Origin of the sequence: Actinomadura sp. CNU-125, assembly GCF_001942465.1 — a bacterium.
In the GTDB taxonomy this organism is placed as follows: domain Bacteria; phylum Actinomycetota; class Actinomycetes; order Streptosporangiales; family Streptosporangiaceae; genus Spirillospora.
Window position 1 is genome coordinate 1 of record NZ_MKJY01000593.1, and the last position, 14,498, is coordinate 14,498.

Consider the following 14,498-nt stretch of genomic DNA (forward strand, 5'->3'; position numbering starts at 1 on the left):
CTCGACCGGGGTCGCCGCCCAGGCCTCGCGCGCCTCGGCGGCGGCGGTCGCGGCGGCGTCGGCCGCGGCGCGGCCGCCGTCGGCGACCACGGCGATGACCTGCTCGGTGTAGGGGTCGGTGACGTCGTACGTGGCGGCGGTGGTCAGGGCGTCGCCGGCGATCAGGTGGTGGGCGGTCGTGGTCACGAGGTGCTCCCGAATCGCAGGAAGCCGCGGTCGATGCGGCCGTTTCGGAGGTCGTCGACGAGCCGTGCCGCGTCCTGCGCGGGCACGACCGCGGACACCAGCGGGGTCAGGTCGAGTTCGCCGCGCAGGACGCGCGCGGCGAGGTCGGGGAGCTTGCGGTGCGGGTCGACCGAGCCCATGCGGCAGCCGAGCAGGGACTTGTCCTGGAACAGGGCGCGCACTTCGAGGTCGAGGGTCGCGCCGGTCGGCGGCAGCCCGAGCACGACGACCCGTCCGCCCCCGGCGAGGGACCGGACGGCGGCGTCGAGGAGCCCGGTGTGCCCGGCGCACTCGAACGCGGCGTCCACGCCGCCGGGCACCAGCGCCTGCACGGCCGGGGCGATCCGCGACGGGTCGGGCGGGACGATGAAGTCGGTCGCGCCGCACGTGCGCGCGATCCGCTCCTTCGCCGGGTTGCGGTCGACGACCACGATCGGCCCCGCACCGGCCGCCCTGGCGGCGAGGATCGTGTTCAGGCCGATCCCGCCCGCGCCGGTCACCAGCACCGACTCGCCGGCCCGGAGGCGGGCGCGGTCCTCCACGGCGCCGAACGCGGTGACCGTGGCGCACCCGAGCATGGCGGCGACCGGGTCGGGGATCTCCGCGGGCATCGCGATGACCTGTTCCCCGGCCACCACGATCCGCTCGGCGAAGGCGCCGAGCCTGACGAACTGGTGCACGACTTCGCCGTCGCGGGAGAACGGGCTGGGGACGGGGCGGCCGGAGGCGGAGCAGGAAGTCGGACGCCCTTCGCGGCAGTGCCGGCACTCGCCGCAGCGGCGCAGGACGGTGAGCACGACCCGCTGCCCCACGGGCACGTCGGCGCCGGGGCCCGCCGCGGAGACCACGCCGACGGCCTCGTGGCCGAGGACGGCGGGCGTGGGCTGGGGGATGCGGCCCTCCATCGGGCTGACGTCGCTGTGGCACAGGCCCGCCATGGCGATGTCGACGGCGACCTCGCCCGGGCCCGGCGGGCGGACCTCGATGGTCGAGTCGACGTGGAGACCTGTTCCGTCCCAGACCAGCGCGCGCAACGGGCACCTTCCTGATTGCGGTTCTATTCTTCGTAAGCTGTTTATGCTGAATGAAATCTAGCGCCGGGACGGGCGGGGCCACAAGACCGGCGGCCGCGCGTTCCGGCAGGTGGCGCGGCCGGGACGCGCGGCCGGGTCAACGTGCGGCGGCGCTCTCCCGTACCTCTCGGCGCAGCAGCTTCCCCGCCGCCGACCGCGGGAGCGCGTCCGCGAACGCCCAGCTGCGCGGGATCTTGTAACCGGCGATGCGGGTGCGGAGCTCGGCGTCCAGCGCCGCCGCGACCCCGTCGCGGGTGCCCGGACGGTCGACGACGACGACCGCGTGCACGCTCTCGCCCCACCTCTCGTCCGGCCGCCGACGACGCACGCGTCGGCCACCCCCGGGAGCTCCAGCAGCGCGTGCTCGATCTCCGCGGGATAGATGTTCACGCCCCCGCTGATGATCAGGTCGGCGACCGGTCGGAGAGGTAGAGGTAGCCGTCCTCGTCGATCCGGCCGAGGTCGCCGAGCGTGACGTGCCCGTCCAGGCGCGACGCGGCCGTCTTCGCGGGATCCCCGAGGTAGACGAACGCGAGCTCCTCGTTCTTGAAGTACACGGTGCCGACCTGGCCGACGGGAACCTCGTTGCCGTCCTCGTCCAGGATCCGCAGGCTCACGTGCGGCAGCGGCCGCCCCACGCTGCCGACATGGGCGAGCCATTCCCGCGACGTGATCACCGTGGCCGCGCCCTCGGTGCCGCCGTAGAGCTCGACCAGCACCGGGCCGAGCCAGTCGATCATGGCCTGCTTGACGTGCGGGGGGCACGGCGCGGCGGTGTGCACGATCGATCGGATGCTCCCGACCCGGAGCGCGGCGCGTTCGTCCTCGGGCAGGGCGACGAGCTCCCGCATCATCAGCGGGACGAGGTAGAGCCACGTCACGCCGTGCTCGGCGATCGCCCGGAGCACCCGCCCGCGGTCCCAGCGTTCGAGCAGCACCACCCGGTGGCCGACGTCGAGCGCCTGGTCGGCGTAGGCGAGCGGGGAGGCGTGGTACATCGGGGCGAACCCGAGGAACACGCCGTCCTCGTGGTCCGCGCCGTAGCGGCGGGCCCGGGCCAGGGCCGCACCGGCGGCCTCGGCCGGGCCGATCCCGCGCAGCGCGCCGGACGCCCTTGGGGCCGCCCGGTCGTGCCGGAGGTGTAGAGCATCCGGTTGCCCGCCGCCCGGTCGCGCGGCGCGTCGCGGACGCCGCGGCGACGGGGCCGGTCAGGCGGGACGCGCCGCCCTCCGGTGCGACCGCGAGGACGATGACCGTCCCGGCCGGCAGCCCGGCCTCGGCGGCGGCCCGCTCGGCGACCTCGACGAACGGATCGGCGGTGAAGAGGACCCTCGCCCCGGAGTCGCGCAGGATGTAGGCGATCTCCGACGCCGTCAGGTGCCAGTTGACCGGGGTGAGGTGGAGCGGGAGCTGTGCCGCGCCGCGGACCACCGCCATCAGCTGGTACGAGTTCGGCAGCAGGCAGGCGACCGTGTCCTCGGGCACGAGCCCGCGCGACCAGAGGAAGTTGCCGATCCGGTTGGCGTCGTCCCGCAGCTCGCCGTAGGTGACCTGCCGCCCGCCGGGTCGACGACGGCGACCCGGCCCGGGTCGTTGTCGGCGTACTCGAAGAAGTTGCGCACCATGGGTCTCTCCCAGTGGTCTCAGTTTTGCACGAGGATGAGGACGGAGGCGGCCGTGAACATCCCGCCGTATCCGAGGACGGCGCTCGTGCCCACGCCGGGCACCTGCGCCGCGGCCTCGCGGCGCAACTGGCGGACGGCTTCCTGGACGGCGAACATGCCGTACATCCCGGTGTGGGTGTAGGCCAGGCCGCCGCCGTTGGTGTTGAGCGGGAGGGAACCGCCCGGAGAGGTCTCACCGGCGGTGATCAGCTCGGCCGCCCCGCCCGCCGGTGCCAGCCCGAGGCACTCCAGCCCGATCAGCGGCAGGTGCGCGAACGCGTCGTACACCATGACGTGATCGATCTCGGACCGCCCGACCCGCGCCTCCGCGAACGCGTCGTCGGCCGCGCGCCGGGCCGCGGAATCGCCGGACGGGTCGGGCGCCTGCGCCACCAGCAGGGGATCGGAGCCCTCGCCGGTGCCGAGGACCCGCACCGACCTGCGGAGCTGCCCGGCCGTGGCGTGCCGGGGCGCGGTGACGACGAGCCCGCCGCCGCCGTCGGTCAGCATGCAGACCATCGGGACGGTGAACGGCCACGCGAGGACCGGCGCCGCCAGCACGTCCCCGACGGTCATCGGGTCCCGCCGTCCGGCCCGCGGCACCCGGGACGACCAGCGGCGCTGCGCGACGACGACCTGCGCCAGGGCGGTCTCGTCGAGACCGCGGTCGTGGAGGTGGCGCAGGGCGGGCAGGGTGAAACGGGTGTAGGGCGGCCTGGCGCCGTACGGCTCCTCGAACTGGCCGGTCCAGGACCGCGGGTCGCGCGGCCGCGGCACGGTGCCGGTCCGCGACCGGCCGGACTCGCCGTGCGTGATCAGCACGCGGGCGGCGTGCCCCGCGGCGATCGCCGCCGCGGCGTGCCGCACATGCATGAGGAACGAGCAGCCGCCGACGTTGGTGGTGTCGACCCAGCGGGGCGTGATGCCGAGCGCGTGGGCGACGCCGTGGGGGGAGTAGGCGCCCGCGACGCCGTCGATCTGGCCCGGCTCCAGGCCGGCGTCGGCGAGCGCGCGCAAGCCGCCCTCGACGTTCAGCTCCAGCACCGACTGGCCGGGGTTGCGGCCGAGCACGCGGGTCTCCGCCGCGCCGACGATGATCGCGTCCATCACGCTCCCCCCGGTCCGGCGGGCGCGAACACCGGAAGGTTGACGTCCCCGCGCTCGATCCAGCGGAGCTCGACCGCCATGTCGAGGGGAAGAGCGGACGGGTCGGCGGGCACGTCCACGACCCGGGTCGTCATCCGGACGCCCTCTTCGAGTTCCACGACGGCCAGCACGAACGGGGCCTCGTCGGCGAAGACCGGCTCCGGCCGGTGCACGATGACGTAGGAGAACAGCCGTCCGCGTCCCGTGCAGGCGGTCCACGTCAGGTCGGTCGAACCGCAGGCGCAGATCGCCCGCGGGTGCTGCGAACCGGCGCCGCAGCGGTCGCAGCGGTGCCGGACCAGCTCACGGCGCCGGGTCGCTCCCAGTAGGGCAGCGTCTCGGGCGTCGGCTCCGGGACGGGCACGGGCTCGCCGCTCATCCGGCCGCCCGCCCGGGCCGGGAGGGGCGCAGCACCAGCTCGCCCCGGTCGACGACGGTGCGCTCGCCCACCGACGTCGTGTGCGCCCACGCGTCCGGCCCGGTCCGCCAGGCGCGGACCGTCAGCGCGTCGCCCGGGACGACCGGTGCGCGGAACCGCCCGGAGTACGACGCCACCCGGTCCAGCGGGTCGTCCGCACCGGCGGCGTCCAGTTCCTGGAGCAGGACCCGGGCGGTGATGCCCCAGGTGCACAGCCCGTGCAGGATCGGCCGCTCGAATCCGGCGCGTCTCGCGAACGCGGGGTCGCTGTGCAGGGGGTTGCGGTCGCCGCACAGGCGGTAGAGGAGCGCCTGGTTCGGGGCCGTCGGCGTCTCGACGACGAGGTCGGGGCCGCGGTCCGGCACCGGGTCGCTTCCCGTGCCGCGCTCCGGCTCGCCCCACCCCTGGCCGCGCAGGAAGAGCGACGTCAGGGCGGTGAACACCGCGGCGCCCGTGGCGCGGTCGGTGCCGGTGGCCTCGATCTCCAGCAGCGCCCCGGAGCCCTTGTCGGTGATGCCCGCCACGGACGAGACGACGTCGACCTCGCCGCCGACGGGCAGCGGGCCGGGCAGGTCGACCCGCTGCGCGCCGTGGACGGTCGCGTGGGCGGGCCAGCCGCCGAGCCGGTCGCGCAGCGGTCTGCTGCCGCCCGCGAGCAGCGCGGCGTACGTCGGCAGCATCCGCTGCGGCACGCCCTCGGAGTTCTCGGTGACGAGATCGGGCCGGTCGGGGCCGGCGCCCAGCGCCAGCGAGTAGAGGAGCGCGTCGTCCGGCGTCCACGCCCGGGTGCGCGGCGCCGAGCGGGCGCCCACCGAAGTGCGGTCGAGCATCGGCTCAGCCCCGCATGCCGGCGTTGGGACGGGCCGCCGCGAGGAGGCCGCGCAGCGTCGCGTCGAGTTCCGCGAGGTCCTCGCTCGGCGCGGCGGGGGTGCCGTGCTCCCAGCCCTGCGCCACCGACAGGCGCTTGCCGGACGTCAGGAACACCCGCCCGGTCACGCCGTCGGAGCGGTCCGACGCGAGCCACTCGACCACCGCGGCGGGGAAGCCGGGGGAACGGGACGGATCGCCCGGGTCGCGGTCGCCGCCGAGCGCGGCGGTCATCCGGGTCGCGGCGCCCGGCGAGACGCAGTTCGCGGTGACGCCGTAGCGGGCCAGTTCGAGCGAGGCGACGATCGTCATGGCCGCGATGCCGGCCTTGGCCGCCGAGTAGTTGGCCTGGCCGGCGTTGCCGAAGAGGCCGGAGACGGAGGTCGTGTTGATCAGCCGCCCCGCGCGTCCGGGCCGCTCGCGGTGGCGCCCGCGCCAGTGGTCCGCGGCGTGGTGGGCGGTGGCGAAGGTGCCCTTGAGGTGCACCCGGATCACCGAGTCCCACTCGGCCTCCGTCATGCGGGCGATCGTCCGGTCGCGCAGCACCCCGGCGTTGTTGACCAGGACGTCGAGGTCGCCGAAGGTTTCGACGGCCAGCCCGACGAGCCGTCCGGCCTCGTCCCACGAGGAGACGTCGTGGCCGCTCGCGACGGCCCGCCCGCCCGCCGCGCGGATCTCGGCGGCCACCCCGTCGGCGGGCGTCGTGCCGTCGGCCGCGCCGTCGAGGCCGACGCCCAGGTCGTCACGACGACGGCGCGCCGAGCGCGGGCGAGGCGGCGGGCGTACTCGGCGCCGAGGCCGCGACCGGCACCGGTCACGATGGCGACCCGGCCGGAGCAGGATCCTTCGGTGGTCGGTGGAGCGGTCATCTGGTGCGGTCCTCTCGCGGCGGGCGGATCGGGGAGGTCCCCCGGGCGGCGCCGCCGGACGCGACGCCCACGGCCGCACTCTGACGTCCGGCGGCGGCCCGCGACAAAGACCTGATCCCGGTCGCGCCGATCGCCGCGACCTATGGGTCCGCCGCGGCGTGCCCGGTGACCTGTACTAACGTGCGGGCGTGGACCTGCGGCTGCTCCGCTTCTTCGTGGCGATCATCGATCACGGCGGTGTCACCCGCGCCGCGGAGGCGCTGTACGTCGCGCAGCCGTCGGTCTCGCAGGCGCTGCGCACGCTGGAGCAGCGTCTCGGAGTCGTCCTGTTCGAGCGCGTCGGGCGGGGTCTGCGGCTCACCGACGCCGGCCGCGAACTGGAGGTCCGGGCGCGGTCCGTCCTCGCCGAGGTCGACGAGGCCCGCGAGCGGGTCGGCCGGGTGGCGCGGCTCGACGCCGGACGCCTCACGGTCGCGGCGGCCTCGACCCTGGCGATCCATCCGCTCGGCCCGTGGGTCAAGCGGCTGCTGGACGCCCACCCGGGCCTGCAGGTGCACGTCCGCGAGCCCGGGTCCGTGGCGGGCGTGCTGGCCGAGGTCACGGACGGTGCGGCCGAGATCGGGCTGGTCGAGCTCCCGGTCCACAAGGCGTCCCTGGAGACCGTCGAGCTGGCGCGGGAGGAGCTGGTCATCGCGGCGGGCCCCGGCCTGGCCGCGGGCCTCCCGGATGCTGCGGCGCGCGCTGGTCCGGGACCTGCCGTCGGGGGTGCTCGCGCGGCCGTCCGGCGGCCGGACGACCGGTGAGCGGACCATGGCCGAAGTGCTGGGGGAGCCGCGGCTGCGCAGCGCCCAGCGCCGCCTGCTGTGGGACCTCGTGCGACGGGACGTCCTGGTCACGTTCGTGTCGCGCGCCGTCGCCGAGCGGCTCCTCCCGGACGTGGAGCTCAGGTCGCTGGATCCGCCGGTGTTCCGCCGGGTCGGGCTGGCCCGCCGCCCGGAGCGGCTGACGTCGGCGGCCGAGGCGCTGCTGGACGTCGCGTTGTCGCCGCGTACGCGGAGGCCACGAAGAGACGCGCCGTCGGCGACGTCGTCCGGGGATCCCAGGCCAGGCCGACCGTGAGATCGGTGCCGCCGCGCAACCGGATCGGGCGTGCTCCCTGCCGGGCCGCCTCGGCCGCCCGCCGCGAACCGAGCAGCGTCGCCGCGATGCCCTCCAGCATCCAGGCGGTGCGGGTCTCCTGCTGCCCGACGACGGCCCGCCGGACGAGGTGCGGGCCGCTCTCCTCGATCATCGCCGCCATGCCCGCGGACAGGATCGGACGCGGCGGCATCAGGACGAGCGGGACGTCGTGCAGTTCGGCGAGGCCGATCGGCGGCTCGTGGACGGCGTCGTCAGGTTCCCCGCCGGAGACCGGCGGACGGGCGACGTAGACGTCGTATGTGCCGAGCGGCAACGTCGCGAGCCGGTCGCCGGTGCGTCCGATGTCGAGCGGGAGGCGGGTCGCGACGACCTCCGCCGTCCCGGAGGCGAGCACCTCGGCGGCCTCCTGCTCGGAGCCGAGCTCGTGGACGTGCACGACCGTCTCGGGGTTCGAGCGGAGGAACGCCGCGAGGACGTCGGCCAGCGGGCCGTCGAGCGCGGGCGGCAGGGCCGCGAGGTCGAGCCGCGGCGCGCCGCGGCGCGGTCCGGCGGAGACCGCGGCCTCGGCCTGCCGGGTCTCGCGCAGGATCCGGCGCGCGGGTCCGAGCAGGCCGTGACCGGCCGAGGTCAGCGTCATGCCGCGGCCGGTCCGGTGGAACAGCAGGGCGCCGAGTTCCTTCTCGAGCGCGTGCACCGCCTGCGAGACGGTCGACTGGGTCACCTCCAGCGCCGTCCCCGCGCCGCTGATGCTCCGCGCCTCGGCGACCGCGACGAAGTAGCGGAGCTGCTGCAGTTCGATGGCCGGCCTCCCGCCCGTCCTTCCGCCCGTCTTTACAGCCCCAGCGCCTTGGCGATGATGACGCGCTGGACCTCGTTGGTTCCACCGTAGATCCGGGAGATGCGCGAGTCGGTGTACATCCGGGCGATCTCGTACTCCCGCATGAACCCGTACCCGCCGTGCAGTTGCAGGCACCGGTCGATCACCCGGTTCTGCGTCTCGGTGCAGTAGACCTTGACCGCGGACGCCTCGGCGGCGGTGAGTTCGCCGGCCTCGTGCGCGCGCATGGCCCGGTCGAGCAGGGCGCGACCCGCGGTCACCTCCACGTGGCAGGAGGCGAGCTTGAACTTCGTGTTCTGGAAGGACGACACGGGCTGCCCGAACGCCTTGCGGTCCTTGACGTAGGAGACCGTGATCCGCAGCGCCTTCTCGGCCGAGACCTGGGAGCCGAGGGCGATGCCGAGCCGTTCCTGCACCAGGTTGTGCGCGAGGTAGCGGAACGCCTGCCCCTCCTCGCCGAGGAGATGGCCCGCGGGGACGGCGACGTCGTCGAAGAACAGCTCGGCGGTGTCGGTCGCCTTGAGCCCGATCTTCTCCAGGTTGCGGCCGCGGCCGAACCCCTCGCTGTCGGCGTCGACGACGAGGAGGGACAGGCCCGTCCGCCGGTCGGGGTGCTCACTGGTGCGCGCCACGACGATCACGAGGTCGGCGTTGATGCCGCCGGTGATGAACGTCTTGCCGCCGGACAGCACCCAGTGGCCGTCCTCGAACCGCGCCGTCGTGCGGATCCCGGCCAGGTCGGAGCCGGTGCCCGGCTCGGTCATCGCGATGGCGCCCATCCGCCGCCCCGCGACCATGTCGGGCAGCCAGCGCCGCTTCTGCTCCTCGGTGCCCTGTCGCAGGATGTAGGGGATGACGAGGTTCATGTGCGTCGCCGCGCCGCCGAGCGAGACGCCCGCCCGGCCGCACTCCTCCGACCACACCGACGAGTAGAGGAAGCCGTCCTCGCCGCCGCCGCCGTACTCGGCCGGAACGCGGAGGCCGAGCATGCCCAGGTCCCCGAGCTTCTGGTAGATCTCGTGCGGGACGCACCCGGCCGCCTCCCAGTCGCGGAAGTGCGGGACGACCTCCTTCGCGAGGAACGCCCGCACCGACCGCCGGAAGGCTTCGTGCTCCTCGTGGTAGATCGACGTCTGCATCGCGTGTCTCCTTTTCGCTCGGGTCAGCCGCGCCAGCGGCCGGTGAAGGCGGGACGCCCGCCCCGGGCGAGCGCCTCCCGGGCGGTCGGGGAGTCGGTCCCCATGTTGACCGCCTGGGCGACGTTCTCGGCCGCGACGGCCTCCCGGAACGACCGCTCGTGGGAGCGGTCGAGCAGCTCCTTGTCGAGCCGCACGGCGACGGGCGGGGCGGCGGCGAGGCGCAGCGCCAGGTCGGCGGTGAACGGGTCCGCCTCGCCGGGGTCGACGAGCCAGGTCACCAGGCCGAGCCGGTGGGCTTCCGCCGCGTCGAGCGTCTCGGCCAGGTAGGCGAGCCGCTTGGCCGTCTGCAGCCCGACGGCCCGGGGAAGCGACCACGACGACCCGGTGTCGAGCGAGAGCCCGCGGCGCGCGAACCCGGTCCCGAACCGGGCCCGGGTCGTGGCGACGACGAGGTCGGCCGCCAGCGCCAGGCTCAGCCCGGCGCCCACGGCGGGACCGTCGACCTTCGCCACGACCGGGAGCGGCAGCTCCTGCAGGGCGACCAGGGGCGCGGTGACGTGGCCGAGGCGGTCCAGGGGGTGGAGGTCGGGGCGCCGCCGCGCCGAGGTGTCGGCGCCCGCGCAGAAGTGCCCGCCCGTCCCGGTGAGCACCAGCACGCGCGCCTCCGACCGGGCGACCGTCTCCAGATGGCCGCCGAGGACGGTCCAGGCGTCCCGGTCCATCGCGTTGCGGACGGCCGGGCGGTCGATCGTGACGGTGGCCACGGATCCGTCGAGGGCGAGGCGTACCTCGTCGCCGGGATTGCTCTGCTGTTCCACGCCGTCATTCAAGGGCGCCGCGTCCCGCGCCGACCAAGACCTGCCGCCGAACGCGGGGGAGTCCCGCGCCTATGCGAGCATCGCGCCGATCCGGTCGAGCTGGGGCAGGGCGTCCTCGAAGAGCAGCGACAGGTAGACGCCGTCGACGTGCGCCGACAGCTCCTCCAGCCGTGCCCGGCAGTCGTCCGCGCGTCCCACGACGGCGAAGCGGCCGAGCAGGTAGTCCTCGATGTCGGGACGGTCCGCGAACATCGTCGCGTTCGAGGTCGCGCCGGAGCGGCCGTGCGAGCCGTAGTCGTAGGTCGCGTAGCGCTCGGCGAGCACGTCCGCGTACTCGGCGGGGACGTTCTTGCCCTCGAAGGTCGACGCGAAGGCGAAGTGCGACGCGCTCACCGCGCGCGGGACGAGGCGTCGCCGCAGGTCGCGCACCTCGGCGTCGTCCCGTCCGATGGCGATCCGCACCGACGCCCAGACCTCGGGACGAGCGGCGGGGGTGTCGGCGTCGCGCGGCGTCGCGCCGCGCCGCGGGCGTCCTGCGCGCGTCGCGGATCGTGCGGAGCGCGACGGGGTCCGCGCCGACGCCGGCGATGACTCCGTCGGCCACGCGCCCGGCGACCCGCGCGTCGCGGGACCGCTGGCCGCGACGAGCAGGACGGGATCGACGCCGGCCGCCCGCGCGGAGTCGGCCACCGAGCGTCCGAAGCGTTCGAGGTCGGCCAGGGACGCGGGCCGCAGGCCGAAGGTGTGCACGGCCGAGTCGCCGCGGCCGAACCCCAGGCGGAACCGGCCGGGGTGGGCGGCGGCGAGGGCGCGGACGGCGCCGGCGTGCACCGACCAGTGCCGGGTCACGGGGTTGGTCACGCTGGTGCTCACGACCAGCGAGGACGTCGCGCCGAGCGCGGCGGTGCAGGCGGCGTACAGCTCTCCGTAGTTGGGAGAGTCGCCGATCCCGATGCCCCACAGTCCGGCCGCCTCGCACCGGGCGGCCACCTCCCGGGTCAGGTCGAGGGAAAGCGGGAGCCAGTTGGCGCACAGGCGCATGGTCGTTCCTCTCCGTCGTGTCGTGACCCTTGACATAACCTCAGATCACACAGATGATTCATACCAAGGAAATTGAATTTCACTCAATCGAATCAATGGACGAGTCGTGACGATGCTGAGAGGGGCCCTATGACTGAGGCCGTGCGCTCCGAGTCGCCCCCGGCGGGCGACGTCGCGCCGATCCCCGACAAGATCCGCATCGAGGGCCTGTCCTACCGGTACCGCCGGCGCGGCCGGGAGGACGTCGTCGCCCTCGACGACGTCGACCTGACCGTCGGGCGCGGCGAGTTCCTCTCGGTTGCCGGGCCGTCGGGGTGCGGGAAGTCGACGCTGCTCCGGGTGCTCGCGGGGCTGCAGAAGCCCACGGGCGGGGTCGTCCGGATCAACCACGAGCACCGGGACCGGCCGCTCGTCGCCCCGGTGTTCCAGGAGTACTCGATCTTCCCCTGGCGCTCGGTCGAGGCGAACGTCCGCCTGGGGCTCGACGCCGCCGGGGTGGACCGCGCCGAGGCGCGCCGCCGCGCACAGGAGTGGATCGAGCGGGTCGGCCTGGCCGGGTTCGAGAAGTCGCTCCCGGGCAACCTGTCCGGCGGCATGAAGCAGCGCGTCGCCCTGGCCCGCGCGTTCGTCGTCGAGCCCGAGATCCTGCTGATGGACGAGCCCTTCGCGGCGCTCGACGCGCAGCTGCGCAAGGTGCTCCAGGAGGAACTCCTCGCCATCGTCCGCGAGCACAGCTACACGGTCTTCTTCGTCACCCACAACCTCGACGAGGCGATCCTGCTGTCCGACCGGATCGCCCTGATGTCGGCCCGTCCGGGACGCGTGCGCCGCGTCGTCGACGTCCCGTTCGAGCGCCCGCGGTCGGCGGAGCTGAGGAAGGACCCGGAGTTCGGCCGGCTGGAGGAGGACCTCTGGGCCGACCTCAGAGGCGACGTCGAGACGGTCGAGGAGGTCGTCCAGTGACCGTGCAGATGGACCGGAGCAGCACCCGGAACGAGGACCACTGGGTCGAGCGCCGCCCCGACCCCAAGCAGCGGTCGGCGACGGACCAGGCGCGGCGGGACGGCGTCCTGCGGCTCGTCCTCGGACTCGTTCTCCCCGTCGGCGTGCTCGTCGCCTGGGAGATCTCGGCCCGGTCGGGCTGGATCGACGCCCGCTTCTTCAGCCAGCCGAGCGCGGTGGCGGCGAAGGCGCAGGAGGACCTGCGGAGCGGACTGCTCTGGTCCGAACTCAAGATCACCATCGTCCGATTGCTGACCGGCTACGTCATCGGATCGCTGGCCGGAATCCTCATCGGCCTGCTGATGAGCCAGGTGAAGATCCTGCGCTGGATGCTCGAACCGCTGATCCGCGCGCTCTACGTCATCCCGAAGCTCGCGCTGCTGCCGCTGTTCCTGCTCCTCTTCGGTCTCGGCGAGGTGCCGAAGCTGGTCTTCATCTCCCTCGGCACGTTCTACATCGTCGCCTTCACGACGCTGTCGGCCGCGATGATGATCCCCACCGCGTTCCACGAGGTCGCGCGGTCCTACGGCCTGTCGCCCGGCCAGCGGTTCCGCTGGATGATCGTCCCGGCGATCACGCCGCAGATCGTCTCCAGCCTCAAGCTCGCCTCGGGCATCTCCATGCTGCTGGTCATCGCCGTCGAGTTCGTCAACGCCCACGAGGGACTCGGCTACTACACCTGGCACGCCTGGCAGATCTTCGTCCCCGACCGGATGTACGTCGGCGTCGTGACCATCTCGATCGTCGGCGTCCTGTTCGGCGGGCTGGTCGGGTGGCTCGGCTCCCGCGTGTCGCGCTGGGCGGACAGCGAGTACGCCCAGAGCCGCTGACCCGGCCACCGATCCGGCCACCGATCCGGCCACCGATCCGGCCACCGATCCGGCCACCGATCCGGCGGCCGGTCCGGCCGCCGCGCCGACGCACGTCCCATCCACCATGCGGGTCCGCCCGCGCTCGGCGACGAGCGCCGGGACGGACGGACCCGCGCTCCCCGCAGACGGGAAAGCAGCACACCGTATGACCACGACATTCCAGCCGCGGCCGGACGATCCGCGTCCCGCCGCCGAGCCGACCGACATCTCCGAGCTGCGCGAGATCGCCCGCCAGGTGGCGGAGAAGCGCTACGCCCCCCACGTCGAGCAGTGGGACCGGGACCGGACCGTCATCACCCATGACGAGCGGCGCTACCTGGGATCCCTCGGATGGCTGGGCATCGCCCTCCCCGAGCGGTACGGAGGCGCCGGAGGGACGTTCGCCGAAGCCCTGGCCGTCGTCGAGGAACTGGCGAAGGTATGGCCCCCGGCGGCCTTCCAGGTGTTCGAGGCCAACGTCGGACCGGCGCAGCACCTGGTGCGGCTCGGCACCGAGGAGCAGAAGCGGCGGTTCCTGCCCGGGGTGATCAGTGGCGACAACGCGATGGCCATCGGCATCTCCGAGCCGGACGCCGGATCGGCCGCCACCGACATGGTCACCCGCGCGGACGTCAGGGGCGACACCGTCGTCGTGCGCGGCCTGAAGCGCTGGATCTCCAACGGCGGAGACGCCGACCGCTACCTCGTCTACTGCCGGATGGACGACATCCCGGGCGCCAAGGGCATCGGAGCGGTGATCGTCGAGGCCGACCGCCCGGGCGTCTCGTTCGGGGCCCGGGAGCGGCTGATGGGCTTCCGCGGCCTGCCGTCCGCGGACGTGATCCTCGACGACGTCGAGGTCCCGGTGGAGAACATCGTCGCCCGGCCGCCCGGCGGCTTCCGCGACCTGTTCTCGATGTTCTCCATCGAACGGCTCGGTAACACCACGATGAGCCTCGCCCTGGGGCAGGCCGCACTGGACAAGACCATCGCCTACGTCCAGGAGCGCGAGCAGTTCGGCCGTCCCATCGCCGAGTTCCAGACGGTCCAGGCGACCCTCGCGGACATGCTCCTGGAGGTCGAGTCGGTGCGCCTGCTCCGCGACCGCGCGGTCGCCGGGCTCGACGCGGGCACCCCGAGCACGCTGCACGTCTCGCTCGCCAAGTGCGCCGCCAACGAGATGGCCAAGCGGGTCACCGACATGGCGATGATGCTGCACGGCGCGAACGGCTACACCGAGGAGTACGGCCTGGAGCGGATGCACCGGGACGCGCACGGCTGGGCGCTCGCCGGCGGCACCCCCAACATCCAGCGCACCCGCATCGCCTCCGAGCTGCTCGGGCGCTCCTTCGACCAGCGCCCGGCGCGTCCGGCGCGCGGCGCCACCGGCGGAAAGGACGCGTGAGC

The 14,498-nt window shown here is 74.1% G+C and carries 17 protein-coding genes and 1 pseudogene; 4 read left to right on the forward strand and 14 right to left on the reverse strand.

What is annotated here, in order from left to right; all coding sequences use genetic code 11:
- The 10 genes and pseudogenes from BJF79_RS48175 to BJF79_RS48205 all read right to left on the reverse strand — a co-directional run.
- Positions 1 to 186 (reverse strand): aldehyde dehydrogenase family protein (locus BJF79_RS48175; protein WP_143221002.1); only part of this gene is annotated, 186 nt, incomplete at its 3' end.
- On the reverse strand, positions 183 to 1,259 hold the full coding sequence (locus BJF79_RS48180; RefSeq protein WP_075907293.1) for a zinc-binding dehydrogenase: 1,077 nt from the start codon (positions 1,257 to 1,259) through the stop codon (positions 183 to 185). The genes BJF79_RS48180 and BJF79_RS48175, both read right to left, overlap by 4 nt.
- A 136-nt stretch (positions 1,260 to 1,395) precedes the next feature.
- The gene (locus BJF79_RS56845; protein ID WP_158079529.1) at positions 1,396 to 1,587 is read right to left on the reverse strand and encodes an AMP-binding enzyme; all 192 of its coding nucleotides are present in this window, start codon (positions 1,585 to 1,587) and stop codon (positions 1,396 to 1,398) included.
- A 115-nt stretch (positions 1,588 to 1,702) separates the two neighbouring features.
- The gene (locus tag BJF79_RS52470) at positions 1,703 to 2,317 is read right to left on the reverse strand and encodes an AMP-binding protein (protein WP_158079530.1); all 615 of its coding nucleotides are present in this window, start codon (positions 2,315 to 2,317) and stop codon (positions 1,703 to 1,705) included.
- A gap of 280 nt (positions 2,318 to 2,597) precedes the next feature.
- Positions 2,598 to 2,813 (reverse strand): annotated as a pseudogene (locus BJF79_RS68105) (AMP-binding protein); the annotation flags it as partial.
- Positions 2,735 to 2,923 (reverse strand): hypothetical protein, encoded by a 189-nt coding sequence (locus tag BJF79_RS64870; RefSeq protein WP_262403654.1) that lies wholly within the window; start codon positions 2,921 to 2,923, stop codon positions 2,735 to 2,737. The gene BJF79_RS64870 and the pseudogene BJF79_RS68105, both read right to left, overlap by 79 nt.
- 18 nt (positions 2,924 to 2,941) lie before the next feature.
- Positions 2,942 to 4,069: a thiolase C-terminal domain-containing protein gene (locus BJF79_RS48190; RefSeq protein WP_075907294.1), complete on the reverse strand. Its 1,128-nt coding sequence runs from the start codon at positions 4,067 to 4,069 to the stop codon at positions 2,942 to 2,944.
- On the reverse strand, positions 4,069 to 4,281 hold the full coding sequence (locus tag BJF79_RS68110; protein ID WP_410050233.1) for a Zn-ribbon domain-containing OB-fold protein: 213 nt from the start codon (positions 4,279 to 4,281) through the stop codon (positions 4,069 to 4,071). Before BJF79_RS68110 ends, BJF79_RS48190 begins: the two co-directional genes overlap by 1 nt.
- A 202-nt stretch (positions 4,282 to 4,483) precedes the next feature.
- On the reverse strand, positions 4,484 to 5,356 hold the full coding sequence (locus BJF79_RS48200) for a MaoC family dehydratase (protein ID WP_075907295.1): 873 nt from the start codon (positions 5,354 to 5,356) through the stop codon (positions 4,484 to 4,486).
- Positions 5,357 to 5,360: 4 nt separating this feature from the next.
- A complete protein-coding gene (locus BJF79_RS48205; RefSeq protein WP_262403655.1) occupies positions 5,361 to 6,080 on the reverse strand; it encodes an SDR family NAD(P)-dependent oxidoreductase in 720 nt (239 codons plus the stop codon).
- Between the two features lie 370 nt (positions 6,081 to 6,450).
- Between BJF79_RS48205 and BJF79_RS48210 the strand changes: the two genes are divergently transcribed.
- Positions 6,451 to 7,065 (forward strand): LysR family transcriptional regulator, encoded by a 615-nt coding sequence (locus BJF79_RS48210; RefSeq protein WP_075907296.1) that lies wholly within the window; start codon positions 6,451 to 6,453, stop codon positions 7,063 to 7,065.
- Between the two features lie 140 nt (positions 7,066 to 7,205).
- Here the strand turns inward: BJF79_RS48210 and BJF79_RS48215 are convergent, their stop codons facing one another.
- From BJF79_RS48215 to BJF79_RS48230, 4 genes are all read right to left on the reverse strand, one after another.
- Positions 7,206 to 8,201: a LysR family transcriptional regulator gene (locus BJF79_RS48215; protein ID WP_262403661.1), complete on the reverse strand. Its 996-nt coding sequence runs from the start codon at positions 8,199 to 8,201 to the stop codon at positions 7,206 to 7,208.
- A 32-nt stretch (positions 8,202 to 8,233) separates the two neighbouring features.
- Positions 8,234 to 9,379 carry an acyl-CoA dehydrogenase family protein gene (locus BJF79_RS64875; protein ID WP_075907298.1) on the reverse strand — a complete coding sequence of 382 codons (1,146 nt, stop codon included), beginning with the start codon at positions 9,377 to 9,379 and terminating at the stop codon, positions 8,234 to 8,236.
- 23 nt (positions 9,380 to 9,402) lie between these two features.
- On the reverse strand, positions 9,403 to 10,197 hold the full coding sequence (locus BJF79_RS48225) for an enoyl-CoA hydratase/isomerase family protein (protein WP_075907299.1): 795 nt from the start codon (positions 10,195 to 10,197) through the stop codon (positions 9,403 to 9,405).
- A gap of 69 nt (positions 10,198 to 10,266) precedes the next feature.
- On the reverse strand, positions 10,267 to 11,238 hold the full coding sequence (locus BJF79_RS48230) for an LLM class flavin-dependent oxidoreductase (protein ID WP_075907300.1): 972 nt from the start codon (positions 11,236 to 11,238) through the stop codon (positions 10,267 to 10,269).
- A gap of 129 nt (positions 11,239 to 11,367) precedes the next feature.
- On the opposite strand from BJF79_RS48230, the gene BJF79_RS48235 reads away from it, so the two are divergent.
- From BJF79_RS48235 to BJF79_RS48245, 3 genes are all read left to right on the forward strand, one after another.
- The gene (locus BJF79_RS48235; protein ID WP_075907301.1) at positions 11,368 to 12,201 is read left to right on the forward strand and encodes an ABC transporter ATP-binding protein; all 834 of its coding nucleotides are present in this window, start codon (positions 11,368 to 11,370) and stop codon (positions 12,199 to 12,201) included.
- Positions 12,198 to 13,070, forward strand: a complete 873-nt coding sequence (locus BJF79_RS48240) for an ABC transporter permease (RefSeq protein ID WP_075907302.1) — start codon at positions 12,198 to 12,200, stop codon at positions 13,068 to 13,070. Before BJF79_RS48235 ends, BJF79_RS48240 begins: the two co-directional genes overlap by 4 nt.
- A gap of 187 nt (positions 13,071 to 13,257) precedes the next feature.
- Complete coding sequence (locus BJF79_RS48245; RefSeq protein ID WP_075907303.1) at positions 13,258 to 14,496, forward strand: acyl-CoA dehydrogenase family protein; 1,239 nt, start codon at positions 13,258 to 13,260, stop codon at positions 14,494 to 14,496.
- The last annotated feature ends 2 nt before the right edge of the window (positions 14,497 to 14,498 follow it).